The organism is Mesorhizobium sp. 128a (assembly GCF_053848025.1).
This window is the reverse complement of sequence record NZ_JBSPKY010000009.1, coordinates 95,419-109,613: the sequence shown is the minus strand read 5'-3', so window position 1 is coordinate 109,613 and position 14,195 is coordinate 95,419. Positions and strand designations below refer to the sequence as shown.

At 63.2% G+C, this 14,195-nt stretch carries 14 protein-coding genes and 1 pseudogene; 8 read left to right on the top strand and 7 right to left on the bottom strand.

The genetic code is table 11. The features are described 5' to 3' along the window. Positions 1-225: 225 nt before the first annotated feature. Positions 226-573, top strand: a pseudogene (locus tag ACWTU9_RS16620) (aminotransferase class IV); the annotation flags it as partial. Between the two features lie 147 nt (positions 574-720). Continuing rightward, the gene (locus tag ACWTU9_RS16615) at positions 721-1,563 is read left to right on the top strand and encodes an SDR family oxidoreductase (RefSeq protein ID WP_454585215.1); all 843 of its coding nucleotides are present in this window, start codon (positions 721-723) and stop codon (positions 1,561-1,563) included. Positions 1,564-1,620: 57 nt separating this feature from the next. On the opposite strand, the gene ACWTU9_RS16610 is transcribed toward ACWTU9_RS16615, so the two are convergent. Together ACWTU9_RS16610 and ACWTU9_RS16605 are read right to left on the bottom strand one after the other, a co-directional pair. After that, complete coding sequence (locus ACWTU9_RS16610; protein WP_455859225.1) at positions 1,621-2,259, bottom strand: MOSC domain-containing protein; 639 nt, start codon at positions 2,257-2,259, stop codon at positions 1,621-1,623. After that, complete coding sequence (locus ACWTU9_RS16605; protein ID WP_455859224.1) at positions 2,213-2,884, bottom strand: TetR/AcrR family transcriptional regulator; 672 nt, start codon at positions 2,882-2,884, stop codon at positions 2,213-2,215. The genes ACWTU9_RS16610 and ACWTU9_RS16605 overlap by 47 nt, the downstream gene beginning before the upstream one ends. A 111-nt stretch (positions 2,885-2,995) precedes the next feature. Here ACWTU9_RS16605 and ACWTU9_RS16600 point away from each other — a divergent pair, with 111 nt between their 5' ends. The 3 genes from ACWTU9_RS16600 (at position 2,996) to ACWTU9_RS16590 (ending at position 4,518) form a co-directional block, all read left to right on the top strand. Next, the gene (locus ACWTU9_RS16600) at positions 2,996-3,418 is read left to right on the top strand and encodes a hypothetical protein (RefSeq protein ID WP_455859223.1); all 423 of its coding nucleotides are present in this window, start codon (positions 2,996-2,998) and stop codon (positions 3,416-3,418) included. A 33-nt stretch (positions 3,419-3,451) separates the two neighbouring features. Beyond that, entirely contained in the window at positions 3,452-3,844 is a 393-nt protein-coding gene (locus tag ACWTU9_RS16595; RefSeq protein WP_455859222.1) for a VOC family protein, read from the top strand. Positions 3,845-3,951: 107 nt separating this feature from the next. Then, positions 3,952-4,518 carry a methyltransferase family protein gene (locus ACWTU9_RS16590; RefSeq protein WP_455859221.1) on the top strand — a complete coding sequence of 189 codons (567 nt, stop codon included), beginning with the start codon at positions 3,952-3,954 and terminating at the stop codon, positions 4,516-4,518. Here the strand turns inward: ACWTU9_RS16590 and ACWTU9_RS16585 are convergent, their stop codons facing one another. The 5 genes from ACWTU9_RS16585 to ACWTU9_RS16565 form a co-directional block, all read right to left on the bottom strand. Beyond that, a complete protein-coding gene (locus ACWTU9_RS16585; protein ID WP_455859329.1) occupies positions 4,519-5,640 on the bottom strand; it encodes a beta-ketoacyl-ACP synthase III in 1,122 nt (373 codons plus the stop codon). A 129-nt stretch (positions 5,641-5,769) separates the two neighbouring features. Continuing rightward, the gene (gene tam / locus ACWTU9_RS16580) at positions 5,770-6,540 is read right to left on the bottom strand and encodes a trans-aconitate 2-methyltransferase (protein WP_455859220.1); all 771 of its coding nucleotides are present in this window, start codon (positions 6,538-6,540) and stop codon (positions 5,770-5,772) included. A 46-nt stretch (positions 6,541-6,586) separates the two neighbouring features. Next, complete coding sequence (gene ettA, locus ACWTU9_RS16575; protein WP_454585222.1) at positions 6,587-8,236, bottom strand: energy-dependent translational throttle protein EttA; 1,650 nt, start codon at positions 8,234-8,236, stop codon at positions 6,587-6,589. 251 nt (positions 8,237-8,487) lie between these two features. After that, complete coding sequence (locus ACWTU9_RS16570) at positions 8,488-9,096, bottom strand: hypothetical protein (protein WP_455859219.1); 609 nt, start codon at positions 9,094-9,096, stop codon at positions 8,488-8,490. 77 nt (positions 9,097-9,173) lie between these two features. Continuing rightward, entirely contained in the window at positions 9,174-10,181 is a 1,008-nt protein-coding gene (locus ACWTU9_RS16565) for a ribonuclease T2 family protein (protein ID WP_455859218.1), read from the bottom strand. 172 nt (positions 10,182-10,353) lie between these two features. Between ACWTU9_RS16565 and ACWTU9_RS16560 the strand changes: the two genes are divergently transcribed. From ACWTU9_RS16560 to ACWTU9_RS16550, 3 genes are all read left to right on the top strand, one after another. Beyond that, positions 10,354-11,286 (top strand): alpha/beta fold hydrolase, encoded by a 933-nt coding sequence (locus ACWTU9_RS16560; RefSeq protein WP_455859217.1) that lies wholly within the window; start codon positions 10,354-10,356, stop codon positions 11,284-11,286. A gap of 81 nt (positions 11,287-11,367) precedes the next feature. Next, positions 11,368-12,543, top strand: coding sequence for a CaiB/BaiF CoA transferase family protein (locus ACWTU9_RS16555; protein WP_454585226.1), 1,176 nt, complete (start codon positions 11,368-11,370; stop codon positions 12,541-12,543). Beyond that, on the top strand, positions 12,540-14,189 hold the full coding sequence (locus ACWTU9_RS16550) for a thiamine pyrophosphate-binding protein (RefSeq protein ID WP_455859216.1): 1,650 nt from the start codon (positions 12,540-12,542) through the stop codon (positions 14,187-14,189). The genes ACWTU9_RS16555 and ACWTU9_RS16550 overlap by 4 nt, the downstream gene beginning before the upstream one ends. Positions 14,190-14,195: the final 6 nt, after the last annotated feature.

Genomic DNA, 14,195 nt, shown 5'->3' with positions numbered 1-14,195 from the left:
CGCAGTTGGCCCGGGCGTTGGAGACCCGGCGCAGAACCAACCTTTAGAGTCCGCTGTTGTTCCAGCCTGTTCCGCGCTTCAGACCTTTGCGCCATGGTTAACGACCTTTGGCTGGCCGCTCTGTAAGTCGCATCACAGTGCCTGGGGATTCGACAGTCCGCCTACAGATACAGCACTATTGCAGCCCGTGTGGGGATAAGGGGAGATTACAAAATGTCATTTCCAGACGGCAATGTCGCCGAAGGCCCCGGCTTCAACGTGTTCTGCGTCAAGGCTGGCCAACTACCGACGCCGGCCATCGGCGTTCTGCCCGGCATCACCCGGCGAACCGTGTTCGATCTTTGCGCCGAAGCCCGGCCTTGCCGCCGCCCCGGCTGATGTCAGCGTCGCCGCGCTGAAGGGAGCCGACGAAGTCTTCATCACCTCCACAGCCGGCGGCATCATGCCGGTGACGGTGATCGACGGCGCTCCTGTCGCCGACGGTAAGATAGGCGCGATCACCAGTCGGCTGATGGCGCGCTACGGCAAAAGCATGACGACCCGGCCTGGGCGATCCCGGTGCGCTATCCCTGACCAACCGAGCCTGTTGCTTAACCGGCAGCCTCAAAAAGAATCTCCCTCCCCTCTGGAAAATCGCGGGATGCACCGTATATGGCACAAACGGAGAAGCCTCCGTTTCCATCCCCAATTCACGGCCCGCATGGGCAAGGATTCAACATCATGACATCAAAGGTTTGGTTCATCACCGGATCGTCGAAGGGTTTTGGCCGCGTCTGGGCCGAGGCAGCGCTCGCTCGTGGCGACCGTGTCGCCGCGACCGCGCGTGACGCCGGCACCCTCGCCGATCTCGTCGCCGAATATGGCGACAACATCGCCGCAATAAAGCTCGACGTCACCGACAAGAAGGCCGTCAATGCGGCAATCGCCGAGGCGCACAAGCGTTTTGGCCGGCTCGACGTCGTCATCAACAATGCCGGCTATGGCCATTTCGGCGCCATCGAGGAAGTCAGTGAACAGGAAGCCCGCGACCAGATCGAGACCAATGTCTTCGGCGCGCTCTGGGTCACTCAGGCCGCGTTGCCGATCATGCGGTCGCAGCGCTCGGGCCACATAATCCAGATCTCGTCGATCGGCGGCGTCAACGCTTTTGCCTCGCTCGGCCTCTACCACGCCTCGAAATGGGCGCTCGAAGCCTTCAGCCAGTCGCTTAGCCTGGAAGTTGCCGAGTTCGGCATCCACGTCACGCTGGTCGAGCCGGGCGGCTTCTCCACCGACTGGTCCGGCGCCTCGGCCAAGGTCTCCAAGCCGATCGAGGCCTACGCGCCTGCCCGTGCCGCAATGGCCGAGCGCCGAAGCCGCGCCGTGGCCGGTGACCCCGAGGCCACCGGACCGGCGATGCTCGAAATCGTCGATGCCGCGGAGCCGCCGCTGCGCGTGTTCTTCGGCGACGGCGGCCTGCCAATGATCAAGCAGGAATACGCCAACCGCATCGCGCTTTGGGAAAAGTGGGACCACGTTTCGGTCGAAGCGCAGGGCGCGAAGAAGAACCGCAAGGCAGCTTGAACGCGTCTAGAGATGGGCTGCGTCGCCTTGGCGGCGCAGCCCCTCCCTGAGCGATACTTAGGCCCGATAAATCCACTGCTCGGGCACGCGCACCGAAATCTCTTCCCCTGTAGTAATACAACCCGGTTTCTCGACCCAGGCAACCAGGCCGCGCAGCCGCTTCGCCGCCTTGGGGAAGGCCAGCGCGCCGGCCTCGCGATCGGCCATGCCGGCATTTTCGGCAATCGAACGTCCGGCAAGGCGGCACGGTCCGTTCTGCGCATCGACCTTGATCGTCACCCCATCCCTGAAGAACAACAGCGTGCCTGACGGCAGCATCGACAGATGCGGCACGCCTTCCATAGAAAGATTGGCGCCGATCCATTCCGGCTTGATTTCGGCGAGGCCCATCCGTTCGGCGACGATGGCGAGCTCGTCCGCCGCCACGATCGATATCTGCCGTTCGTTGCGCATTTCGGTGCCACGCGGATACCAGGGTTCGCGCCCGCCGGAACGGCGCGTGGCGCCGGCGTGGAAGTCGCCGTCGATACCGTCGAAACCTAGCCGCAACTCTTCCACCAGGCGCGTCTGGAAATGATCTGACGGCGCGACGTAGAGCGCCGCCACTTTGGCGGAAAGCTTCTTGGCAGGAATGATTTCGACCGGCCTCTCAGCCTCGGGGAAGAGATCCGGCGTGGCGTTCTGTCTCTGAATCATGCCCGTGGTTTTGCCTCTCGAGCGGCAAGGCCGCAAGAGCGGTCTCGGCCAAAGCGCGCAACTCTTCCACCGAAGCGCCGTCCCGCGCCTGGATCGACATGCCGTTCATGGTCCCGGCCAGGTATTTGGCGAAGCCCTCGACGGAAATTCCTTCCGGCAAGTCACCTTTTGCCTTGCCCTGCGCCAGCCGTCCCGCGATCGCCGCTTCGCTCGCCTTGCGATAGGTCTTGAGCTCATCGGCAATGGCCTGCGCCTGTGGTGAGGCTGCCAGCGCGCCGCTGACGAACAGGCAGCCGCCGGGCTTGCCGGGCCTGGAATAGGCCGCCGCCGCCCCGAGCAGCAACCGCCGGATCGCCTCCCCCGTCGAAACCGGGGCGCTCAGCGCTTCCAGCGCAAAGCCGATCTCGGTCTGGTGGTAGCGCTCAAGCGCCATGCGGAACAAAGTCTCCTTGTCGGTGAAGGCGTTGTAGATCTGTGGCGGCGTCAGCCCCATCGCCTCGCGCAGCATGGTGAGCGACGTCGCCTCATAGCCATGCTCCCAAAACAGATGCATCGCCGCATCCAGTGCCCGGTCGGGATCGAAGGCGCGTGGCCGACCGCCGCGCTGCTTTTCCAAATTATCCATAGCGATCGATACGAAACCTATTGACTCAGCTTCTCCGCATAACGTAACAATCGATACGAAACATGGCAAGCAGCAACTGCAGGGCCATGCGATACCAGGAGAGGATAGAAAATGCCCATCACCGTAACCGCACCGCATGGCGTACTGACCCCGGCGGGAGAGCACGAGATCCTGCCGCGTCTCAGCGCCGCTCTCATCGAAGCCTCTGGCGCCACCGGCAATGCGTTCTTCACCGAGATTGTCGGTGGCACGGTCCATATCCTTCCGCCGCACCACATCTACGCCGGCGGCGCCAATCGACCTGTCGTCATGGTCGAGTTGAAACTGCCCAACATCGGCCTTTCGTCTGTCGATGCCCGCAAGGCCTTCATTGCCGCTGCCGCCGCTGTAGTTGCCGAGCTCTGCGTGCCCGGTCACAGGCCCGAAAACACCTGGATCAACATCGTCAACGCGCCCGACGGCGGCTGGGGTATCGGCGACAGGCAGTATACGGGTGAAGCCCTCATCGCTGCAGCTGCCACGGCCGCGCAGTGATACGGCAAAACGCCATCGAACAGGAACCAGCCGATGCGGCTCTCCCCTTCGCTGTTCTTCACCACCAATTGCGAACTGGCACTGGCCTTCTACGAACAATGCGGTCTTGGCCGGGCAACCATCCTGCTGCGCTGGGGTGACAACGGCATGCCGGTGCGCACAGAAGCCATGCGCGGAAACGTCCTGCATGCGCGCTTCGAAGGTCCGGGCGTGGTGTTTCACGCGTCCGACAATGATGATGCGGAGCCGATGAAAGGCTCCGCTTTGATGCTGGAGTTCGACGACCCGGCCAAAATGCGCGAGCTTTTCGACCGCATGGCCGCAGGCGGCCGCATCACCGTGGCTTTGGCGAGGCAATATTGGGGAAGCAGTTTCGGCATGCTGGTCGACGCCTTTGGAGTGCAGTGGATGTTCTCCGGCCAATGAGCGCGGATCACGATCTTCTTACCTGAAAAAGGGAACCAGTTGCGCATTGCGCCGCAATGCCGCCGTGCTGCACCGGCTTCATGGTGAGAGAAGTCTGGAGATCTCCCATGCGCCCCGGGACGGCAATCACATTGCTCTGGCTGATCTGGGTCGTGTCCTGGTTTCTAGCCGCCTTCTGGTCCGATCCGGTGAAAAAGCGCGCCGGCATCCAGGCGGAGCTTCGCTATCGCGCTTTGTGGTTGCTCGGCGCGGTGCTGCTGTTCATTCCCGCGCATGGCTATGCCGGCCGGCTGAGGTTCTGGTTTCCGACCCTTGCCGAAGCGTGGATCTGCGCGGGGCTCATCGCCATTGGCCTTTTGTTCGCCTGGTGGGCGCGGCTTCATCTCGGCCGTCTCTGGTCGGCTTCGGTGACGGCCAAGGCCGAACATCGTGTCGTCGATACCGGTCCCTACGGAATGGTCCGCCATCCGATCTATACCGGACTGCTCTTGGCGATCCTGGCCACCATGGCGGCCAAAGGCACGGTCTGGGGCATCGCCGGCGCGGCCTTTCTCACCATCGGCATCATCGTCAAGGCAAGGCTTGAGGAGCGCTTTCTGCGCGGCGAACTGGGTAGTGCCTATGACGATTATGTTCGACGGGTGCCAATGCTGGTGCCGTTCGCGCCAGCCTGATTACAACATCCGCAACAGCGCGCCACCAATCGAATAACCGGCGCCAAACGCGCACAGCACGCCGAAATCGCCAGGCTTCATGTCAGCGTGGTTTTCCGACAGCGCGATGATGGCGCCGGCGCCGGCGGTGTTGCCGAGCCGCTCCAGCACCATTGGCGCACGGTCATGGTCGACCTCATGCCCGAAAGCCAGCTTCAGGATCATGGCGTTCATCCGCGCATTGGCCTGATGCAGCCAGAAGCGCCGGACGGCATGCGGCGTCAGCCCGTGCTCGGCCAGGAACTCGACAATGAATTTGTGGCCGGCGACGGTGACTTCCTTGAACACCTTGTTGCCGACCTGCTTGATCAGATTGCCCTCGAGGTTGATCATGTAGGGGTCGTCCTGGGCGGTGCGGGTGTGGTAGCCCAGATTGGTACGGATATTGTTCGACATCTGCGTCCAGGTGCGCGTGTCCAGCACCTCGAAGCGCCCCGGCCGCTTCTCGCCCTTGGCCAAACCCTCGACCACCATCGTCACGGACGCGTCGCCGAAGATGAAATGCGTCTGCCGGTCGCGGAAATTGAGATGACCGGTGATGATCTCCGGGGTAACCACCAGCACCCGCTTGTGCGCGCCCGTGCGCACCAGATTGACCGCGATGTGCAGAGCGGCGGCCGCCGACGAACAGCCAAGGCCCATATCGAAACCGGCGCCGTTGGTGCCCAGCGCCTCCTGCATTTCGATGGCGATTGCCGGATATGGGCGCTGCTGGTGCGAGGCCGAGCAGATCACTAGATCGATGTCGGACGGCTTCAGGCCGGCATGGTCGAGCGCCTTTTTCGCCGAGGCGACGCCGAACTCGGCCTGCAGCGACAGCGCATCGTCGGGCCGCGCCGGGATGCGCGGCGCCATCCGGGTCGGATCGAGAATGCCTTCCCGCTCGATGACATGACGGGTCTGGACGCCCGAGGCGTGCACGATGAAGGCGCTGTCGGATTTCTGCAGCAGCGTCTCGCCCGAAACCTCGCGTCGCGCATTCTCGGCGTCGACCCAGGCATTGAAGCTGGCGACCAGTTCTTCATTGGTGATCTTGGCTTCAGGGATTTCAACGCCGATGCCGCTGATGATGACGCGATGCATATCCAGTCCGTCCATGCGCAGGCGTTGTCGTTCTCATGTGGGCGACGAAAAGGCTCGGCGCAACACTTTTCTCACCCGGCCGGTTTACGCCGGCTTAAGCCGTGCGCATTGGAGGCGTTCGCCAAAGTATTAACTGGCCAGCTTGGCGACGATGAAAATGCGCGGGAAGCGCAGCAGCACCTTGCCGTTTGCGGTCTTCGGATAGGCCTGTTTTATCTTGGCGGTGTAGCTGCCGAGGAAAATCTTGCGCTCGTCCGTGTCCAGCGGATCGAGAAAGGGCTTCAACCCGGTCGACTTCACCCATTCGACGATCGCCTCGGCGTCATCAAGCGGATGATTGTAGGCCGTATGCCAGATATCCACCCGGTCGGAGAGCGGCGACAACAGATCATAGTAGAACGATGCTGGCGGCAATGGTCCGCGCGCAGCCCCCGCCATCTTGGCAGTGAACGGCATTTCGGCCGCGGTCTCGCGCATCAGCTGATGCGACGGTTCAAGCAGATTGTCGGGCATCTGGACAGCCAGCGCGCCGCCGGGCGCGAGAAAGCCCATCAGCCGCTGGAAGACAGCCGGATGGGTGGGCAGCCACTGGAACACCGCATTGGCGAAGATGACGTTGACCGGCTCGTCCGGCTGCCATGTCGAGGCATCCGCAAGGTCGAAGTTGACGCTGGGCAGGCGCGCCCGCGCCTTTTCGATCATGTCGGGCGAAGTGTCGAAGCCACTGACCTCGGCATCCGGCCAGCGCTCGACCAGCAACTCGGTCGAGTTGCCCGGCCCGCAGCCGATGTCGACCACCCGGCGCGGGAAATCCACCGGCACCTGCGCTACGAGATCACGCGCTGGGCGCGTGCGCTCATCCTCGAACTTCAGATATTGGGCGGCGGACCAATCAGCCATTTGAGCTCCTCATATCGCTTTGAGAACCCGCCGCCCGCTGTATCCCTTACCGCGTCAGACGCTTGTGGGTCATGCGGTGAGGCGCCGCTGCTTCCGCACCCAGGCGCCGCAGCTTGTCCTTCTCATATTCCTCGAAATTGCCTTCGAACCATTCGACATGCGCGTCGCCCTCGAAGGCCAGCATGTGGGTGGCCATGCGGTCGAGGAACATGCGGTCGTGGCTGATGATGACAGCGCAGCCGGCATAGGCTTCGAGCGCGTCTTCCAGCGCGCCCAGTGTTTCGGTGTCGAGGTCGTTGGTCGGTTCGTCGAGCAGCAGCACATTGCCGCCACCCTTCAGCATCTTGGCCAAATGCACACGGTTGCGCTGGCCGCCCGAGAGATTGCCGACCTTCTGCTGCTGGTCACCGCCACGGAAGTTGAAGGACGAGCAATAGGCGCGGCTGTTGACCTCGTGCTTGCCGAGCTTGATGATCTCGGCGCCGCCTGAAATCTCCTCCCACACCGTCTTGTTCCCATCGAGCGCGTCCCGGCTCTGGTCGACATAGCCGAGCTTGACGGTCTCGCCGATACGCACCGTCCCTGCATCCGGCTTTTCCTGGCCGGTGAACGTCTTGAACAGCGTCGTCTTGCCGGCGCCGTTCGGGCCGATGACTCCGACAATGCCGCCGGGCGGCAGCCTGAATGACAGGTTCTCGATCAGAAGCTCGTCGCCAAAGCCCTTGTTGAGCCCCTCGACCTCGATGACGACATTGCCGAGACGCTCGCTCGACGGGATGACGATCTGCGTGTCGGTCGGCTTGCGGTTCTGCGACTGCTCGACCAATTCCTCGTACGCTTTGATACGCGCCTTGGACTTGGTCTGGCGTGCCTTGGGCGAGGACTGGATCCACTCGCGCTCGCGCCAGATCGACTTCTGGCGGGCGTCGTCCTCGCGGCCTTCCTGAATCAGGCGCTTGGCCTTGGCGTCGAGATATTTGGTGTAGTTGCCCTCGTAAGGAATGCCGCGGCCGCGATCGAGTTCGAGGATCCAGCCGGTGACATTGTCGAGGAAGTAGCGGTCGTGGGTGATGATCAGCACCGAGCCAGGATAGTCGCGAAGGTGCTTTTCCAGCCACGCCGTGGTCTCGGCGTCGAGATGGTTGGTCGGTTCGTCGAGCAGTAGAAGGTCGGGCTGGCGCAGCAGCAGCTGGCAAAGCGCGACGCGGCGGCGCTCGCCGCCCGACAGGTTGGTCACTTCGGAATCGCCTGGCGGGCACTGCAGCGCGTCCATCGCCATCTCGACCTGCTGTTCGAGATCCCACAGGTTCAACCGGTCCATCTCATCCTGGAGCTTGCCGGACTCGTCCGCCGTCTCGTCGGAATAGTTCATCATCAGTTCGTTGTAGCGCTCGATGATGGCGGTCTTCCGGGCGACGCCTTCCATGACGTTTTCCATCACGGTCTTGTTCGGGTCGAGATGCGGCTCCTGCGCGAGATAGCCGACAGTAGCACCCTCGGCCAGCCAGGCCTCGCCCTGGAACTCCTTGTCGAGCCCGGCCATGATGCGCAGGATGGTCGACTTACCCGAGCCGTTAGGCCCGAGAATGCCGATCTTGGCATCCGGATAGAATGACAGATGAACGTTATCGAGCACCTTCTTGGTGCCATAGGCCTTGGACAGGCCGGACATGTGATAGATGAACTGGCGAGCCACGCGCGCTTTCCCTGACAGTTGACCGAAAATGTCGGATTGAATGGAGGTTGGGCGCTATGTAGGCGATGCCGGGCCGAACGGCAATCGCTTTTGCCATTTCAAGCCGGGCGTACACCGCACGTTAAGTTTTCCGCCGGTCGCAGGGCGCGCTGAAATCGCCGGTTAACTCTTCAGCGTCAAAACAGGATCGATCGCAGGCCGCGCGGACACTCACACCGCGGACGCGGCATAAGCGGCTGAAGCACTGGCGCCTATTGGCTCCGCTTGCGCTGCTGCACCGCGCTGACCGCAACCGAAACGCCCATCACTGCGATCGCCAGCCATTTCAGCGTGGTGATGATCGGACCGGCATCGATATCGTACGCGATGAACAGCAGGATGCCCGGCACCAGCAGGCCGCACATGACCAGCATGATGCGGTTGACCTGCCAGGACACTTTCGCCGCCAGCGCATCGTCGCCGGCCTCGGTGACAAGGCCGGCGCGCATGTCCTTGGAGGCCATGAGCGCGCTGGACAGGCGCATTGAGATTGGCAGGCCAAGTCCGATGATGAGGAAAGCGCATGCCGCCAGCAGAGCTGAGAATTTCAGCGCGCTGGTCTCGGCCGGCACTGGAAACAAGAGGGTTGCCAGCGGCAGGAAGACACAGACGATGCCGAGCGCGGCGATGGCGATGAAGATCGCGGCATTGACCCAAGTGAACAGTTGGTAGCGGCCGGCCCCGATCGGCGCGGCGAGCACGCGCATGCGCGCCCACTCGGCATCGGTATAGGAAAAGCCCGGCCATTCCATGCGGCCGTCCTGGATTGCAATCATTCCCCTGGCCCAGAAAGCCAGCCGCGCCAGTGCGCCTGATGTCATGCCGCTTATCGCCCCCCGCCGAATGAAATGCGTCCAGACCTTATCACCGCGTCGCTGCGAGGCGACAGACGGAAATCCTACTGGAACCCGGCCGCATCGACCGAGCCCTTCGGGCAGCCGGCCTTGGTCGTCGGCGCCGAGGCGAGCATCAGATTGCCCAGCGAACTGTCCGGGCCGATCGGGCCGGTCAGGCCGAGCGTGAGCTCGCCGATCAGCCGTCTGCCGCTTGACGGATCGACCAGGCAGGACACGCGCACCCGCGCGCCGGCGCCGGCGCCGAAGGCGCTGTCGAAAGCGTTGCGGATCTGGTCCGAGGTCAGCTGCTTGCCCACATTCTTGGTGAAAAGCTCGCGCACCGGCGAGGCATTCACCGCCCGCATGAGGTTCAACGCCTCGGCAAAATACTCCTGCTGGCTCTTGCCGTAGCAGGTGCCATGCTTGATCCACTCATGCCGTTCGAGCTTGGACGCCGTGCCCGGCATCACCTGGTCAAGCTCGGCGCGCGTGTTGGCATCGAGATCGACCGGCGGCAGGTCTGCCCAATGAGCCGGATTGTCATTGGCCTTGTCGCTCGCCGGTACCTGGCAATAGAAATTGCCGTTCGGCTGCGGCCACAGGCCGTGCAAGGTAAAATGCGACGCGTCGAAACCGCCCGCCGTCTGCGCCTGGCATTCCGGCTTGCTCGACTTGGTTTCGCAGAAGGCCGGCTGCCAGCTCAGCGCAAAGACATATTCAGGCTTTCCCGAAGCCGCAGGTTTGCCCTGATCGGCTGGTGCGGCCGGCTGGGCCGACGCGCTGCCACCGGTAACATGGCCACAGCTGATCTTGACCCAGCGACGCTCCGGATCGGCGCCGGGAACGCGGATGAGGTAATGCGTCGGCGTATCCTTGTTGCCGGCCAGGAGGTCGTAGCTCTGTCCGGCTGCGGTCGCGATATTGCCCGGGTTCTTGCCGCTCTTGATCGCCTGCGTTGCCGGACATGCGGCATCGGCTACGAAGGAGCCGCTCATCTTCACGTCGGCTCGCGCAGCGCCCGCGCCGGCCAGCGCAACAAACACCGCAGCCACTATTGCCGATATCCGCATTCCAGCACTCCTAGTGTGTCATGGCGCAAGCTAGAAACGTACGACATGTCAGAATTACGATTTCTTTCGCCGGCCGCAAAAAAACAATGTCCACAAGGTGCGGCTTGGCGCTTCCCAACCTCCCCTTGACGTCGCTCCCGCCGTCGCCCAACAGTCATTGAGGGAGCGAGACATGGCATTTGACAAGCAGACGACGCTGGCCTCACCGACCGGGGCGGCGCTCAACCTTTACGTGAAGCACGCAGAGGGTAGCCCGCGCGCGGTCGTCCAGATCAACCACGGCCTGGCCGAACACGCCGCGCGCTACGCCCGCTTCGCCGATTACCTGTCGCCGCGTGGCTTTCATGTCTACGTCCAGGACCATCGCGGCCACGGCGCGACCAAGGCGCCCGATGCCCCGCTCGGCAGGTTCGCTGGCACAGGCGGCCAGGCCAAGGTGATCGCCGATGTCGACGCAGTCCACGATTTGATCGCCAAGGAGCAGCCCGGCCTGCCGGTCATCCTGTTCGGCCATTCGATGGGTGCTTCGGTGGCGCTCAATTACCTCCTGGCGCACTCGCCACGGGTGCACGCCGCCGCGATCTGGAACGGCAATTTCTCGCAAGGTCTGCTTGGTCAGCTTGCGCTAGCCATCCTGGCTTATGAGCGATTCAGGCTAGGCTCCGACGTCCCCTCGCGCATCTTGCCCCGGCTGACCTTCCAGGCCTGGGGCAAGGCGGTGCCCAACCACAAGACGCTGTTCGACTGGCTGTCGCGCGACGAAGCGGAAGTGGCCAAATACATCGCCGATCCGCTCTGCGGCTGGGACGCCTCGATCTCGATGTGGCGCGATGTCGTCCAGATGGCGCAGAACGGCGGCAAGGATTCCGGCTTTGCCGGCGTCCGGCGCGACCTCCCCGTCAGCATCGTCGGCGGCGAGAAGGACCCGGCTTCAGACTATGGCAAGGGCATCGATCATCTCGCCAAACGCATGCGCGCGATGGGCTTTTCGAATCTGGCTTCAAAGGTTTACGCCGACACCCGCCACGAAAGCCTGAACGAGGTGAACCGCGACCTCATCATGGAGGATTTTGCCGCCTGGGCCGATGGCGTGTTGAAACCCTGACATCGCTGGCCCAGCGCAAGGCCCGTGACAGCGGCATCTCGGATTGATAGAGGCTGCGGTTCCGACCCGTTTTGGTGATTTATGGCTGAACCTCCGCTGAAAGGCGTCCGCGTCGTCGAACTTGCCCGCATCTTGGCCGGCCCATGGGCAGGACAATTGCTGGCCGATCTCGGCGCCGATGTCATCAAGGTCGAGAGCCCCGATGGCGGCGACGACACCCGCAAATGGGGCCCGCCCTTCGTCATGAGTCATGACGGCGAAAACCTGTCGGCCGCCTATTACCATTCCTGCAATCGCGGCAAGCGTTCCATCGCGGTTGATTTCTCGACGCCCGAAGGAGCGGAGACAGTGCGCCGGCTGGTCGCCACGGCCGACGTACTGATCGAAAACTTCAAGCTCGGCGGCCTGAAGAAGTATGGCCTTGACTTCGAGAGCCTGAAGGCGATCAACCCGCGCCTTGTCTATTGCTCGATCACCGGCTTCGGTCAGGACGGGCCCTATGCGCCACGCGCGGGCTATGATTTCATCATCCAGGCCATGGCCGGCATGATGTCGATCACCGGCGAGGCCGGACGCGAGCCGCAAAAGGCCGGCGTTGCCATCTCGGACATTTTCACCGGCCTCTATTCGGTGATCGCCATCCAGGCAGCGCTTCGCCATGCCGAAAAGACCGGCGAAGGCCAGCATATCGACATGGCGCTGTTCGACACCCAGATCTCGGCGCTCGGCAACCAGAACCTCAACTACCTCGTCTCCGGCAAGTCGCCGGTGCAGATGGGCAATGCGCATATGAACATCGCCCCTTATGAGGTCGTGCCGGTCAGGGACGGCCACATCATCCTGGCGGTCGGCAATGACGGCCAGTTCGGCAAATTCTGTGCCGCTGTTGGTCTCGACCATCTCCCAGCGAATCCCGATTTCGCCACCAACCCGGCCCGTGTCGCCAACCGGGCGAAATTGCGCGAGCATATGATCGAAACGTTGAAGAACTGGGATCGCGATCCGCTGCTGGCGAAGCTCGAAGCGGCAAGCGTGCCGGCGAGCCCGATCAACAATATCGGCCAGATGTTTGCCGATCCGCAGACCATCGCGCGCGGCATGCGCCTCGACCTTGACGACGGCCACGGCAATCGTCTGCCGTCGGTGCGCGCGCCGATGGTGATGTCCGGCACGCCGCTGGTCTATGAGCGCCCCTCGCCGCGCCTTGGCGAACACACCGAAGAAATCCTTGCCGAACTGGAGAGATCAGCGAAATGAAGACCGGCGGACAACTGATCGTCGACGCGCTGGAAGCGAACGGCATCGATCGCATCTTTTGCGTGCCGGGCGAATCCTATCTCGCGGTGCTTGACGCGCTGCATGACTCGCCGATCCGTACCATCGTCTGCCGCCAGGAAGGCGGTGCTGCGATGATGGCCGATTGCCAGGGGCGGCTGACCGGCAAGCCCGGCATCTGTTTCGTCACCCGCGGCCCCGGCGCCACCAACGCATCGGCCGGCATTCACATCGCTATGCAGGATTCGGTCCCCGTGATCCTGTTCATCGGTCAGGTCGCCAGCCACGCCAAGGAGCGCGAGGCGTTCCAGGAGGTGGATTACAAGCGGTTCTTCGGCGACATCGCCAAATGGGTGGTCGAGATCGATGATGCCGCGCGCATCCCCGAATTCGTCACCCGAGCCTTTGCGGTGGCAACCTCAGGCCGTCCCGGTCCCGTCGTCATCTCGCTGCCCGAGGACATGCTGACCAGCGTCGTCGAAGCGCCCGCGGCCTTGCCGCACACACCTGTCGAAACCCGCCCCGGCGAAGCCGAACTCGACGCGCTGGAGAAACTGCTCGGCAAAGCCAGGCGTCCTTTCGTCATCCTGGGCGGCACTCGCTGGGACGAGGAAGCAGTGGCACGCATGCGTGCGATCGCCGAAGCCTGGTCGCTGCCGGTCGGCTGTTCCTTCCGCCGCCAGATGCTGTTCGATCATCTCCACCCGAACTATGCCGGCGATGTCGGCATCGGCATCAACCCGAAGCTGGCGACGGCGATCGGGCAGGCCGACCTGGTGCTGCTGATCGGCGGCCGCATGGGCGAGATGCCCTCTTCCGACTACACGCTGCTGAAGAGCCCCTATCCCGACCAGACGCTGGTGCATGTCCATGCCGATGCCGGTGAACTCGGCCGCGTCTACCGGCCGACGCTGGCGATCAACGCTTCACCATCTGCCTTCGTCGAAGCCTTTGCCAAGCGCAAGCCGGCCTCCGCGCCAGCCTGGGCCGATGAGACAGCCAAGCTGCACGCCGCCTATCTCGACTGGTCGACGCCGCCGGAAAGCGGCCCTGGCCCGGTCCAGATGGGACCGATCATGAATTACCTGGAAAAGATGCTGCCCGACGACGCCATTCTGACCAACGGCGCCGGCAACTACGCCACCTGGGTCCATCGCTTCCACCGCTTCCGCCGCTTTGCCACGCAAGGCGCGCCCACCTCCGGCTCGATGGGCTACGGCACCCCGGCCGCAGTCGCGGCCAAGGCTCTCTATCCGGACCGCACCGTGATCGCCTTTGCCGGCGACGGCTGCTTCCTGATGAACGGCCAGGAATTTGCGACCGCCGTCCAGTATGACCTGCCGATCATCGTCATCGTCGTCAACAACGGCATTTACGGCACCATCCGCATGCACCAGGAGCGCGACTATCCCGGCCGCGTCGTCGCTACAGATCTGAAGAACCCTGACTTTGCCGCCCTTGCCCGCGCCTATGGCGGCCATGGCGAGACCGTGGAGACGACGACCGATTTCGCGCCCGCCTTCGAACGCGCACGGGCCAGCGGCAAGCCGGCGATCGTCGAGATCAGGCTCGATCCCGAGGCGATCACACCAACCCGGACGATGACGCAGATCCGCGACAAGGCCTGACGAAAA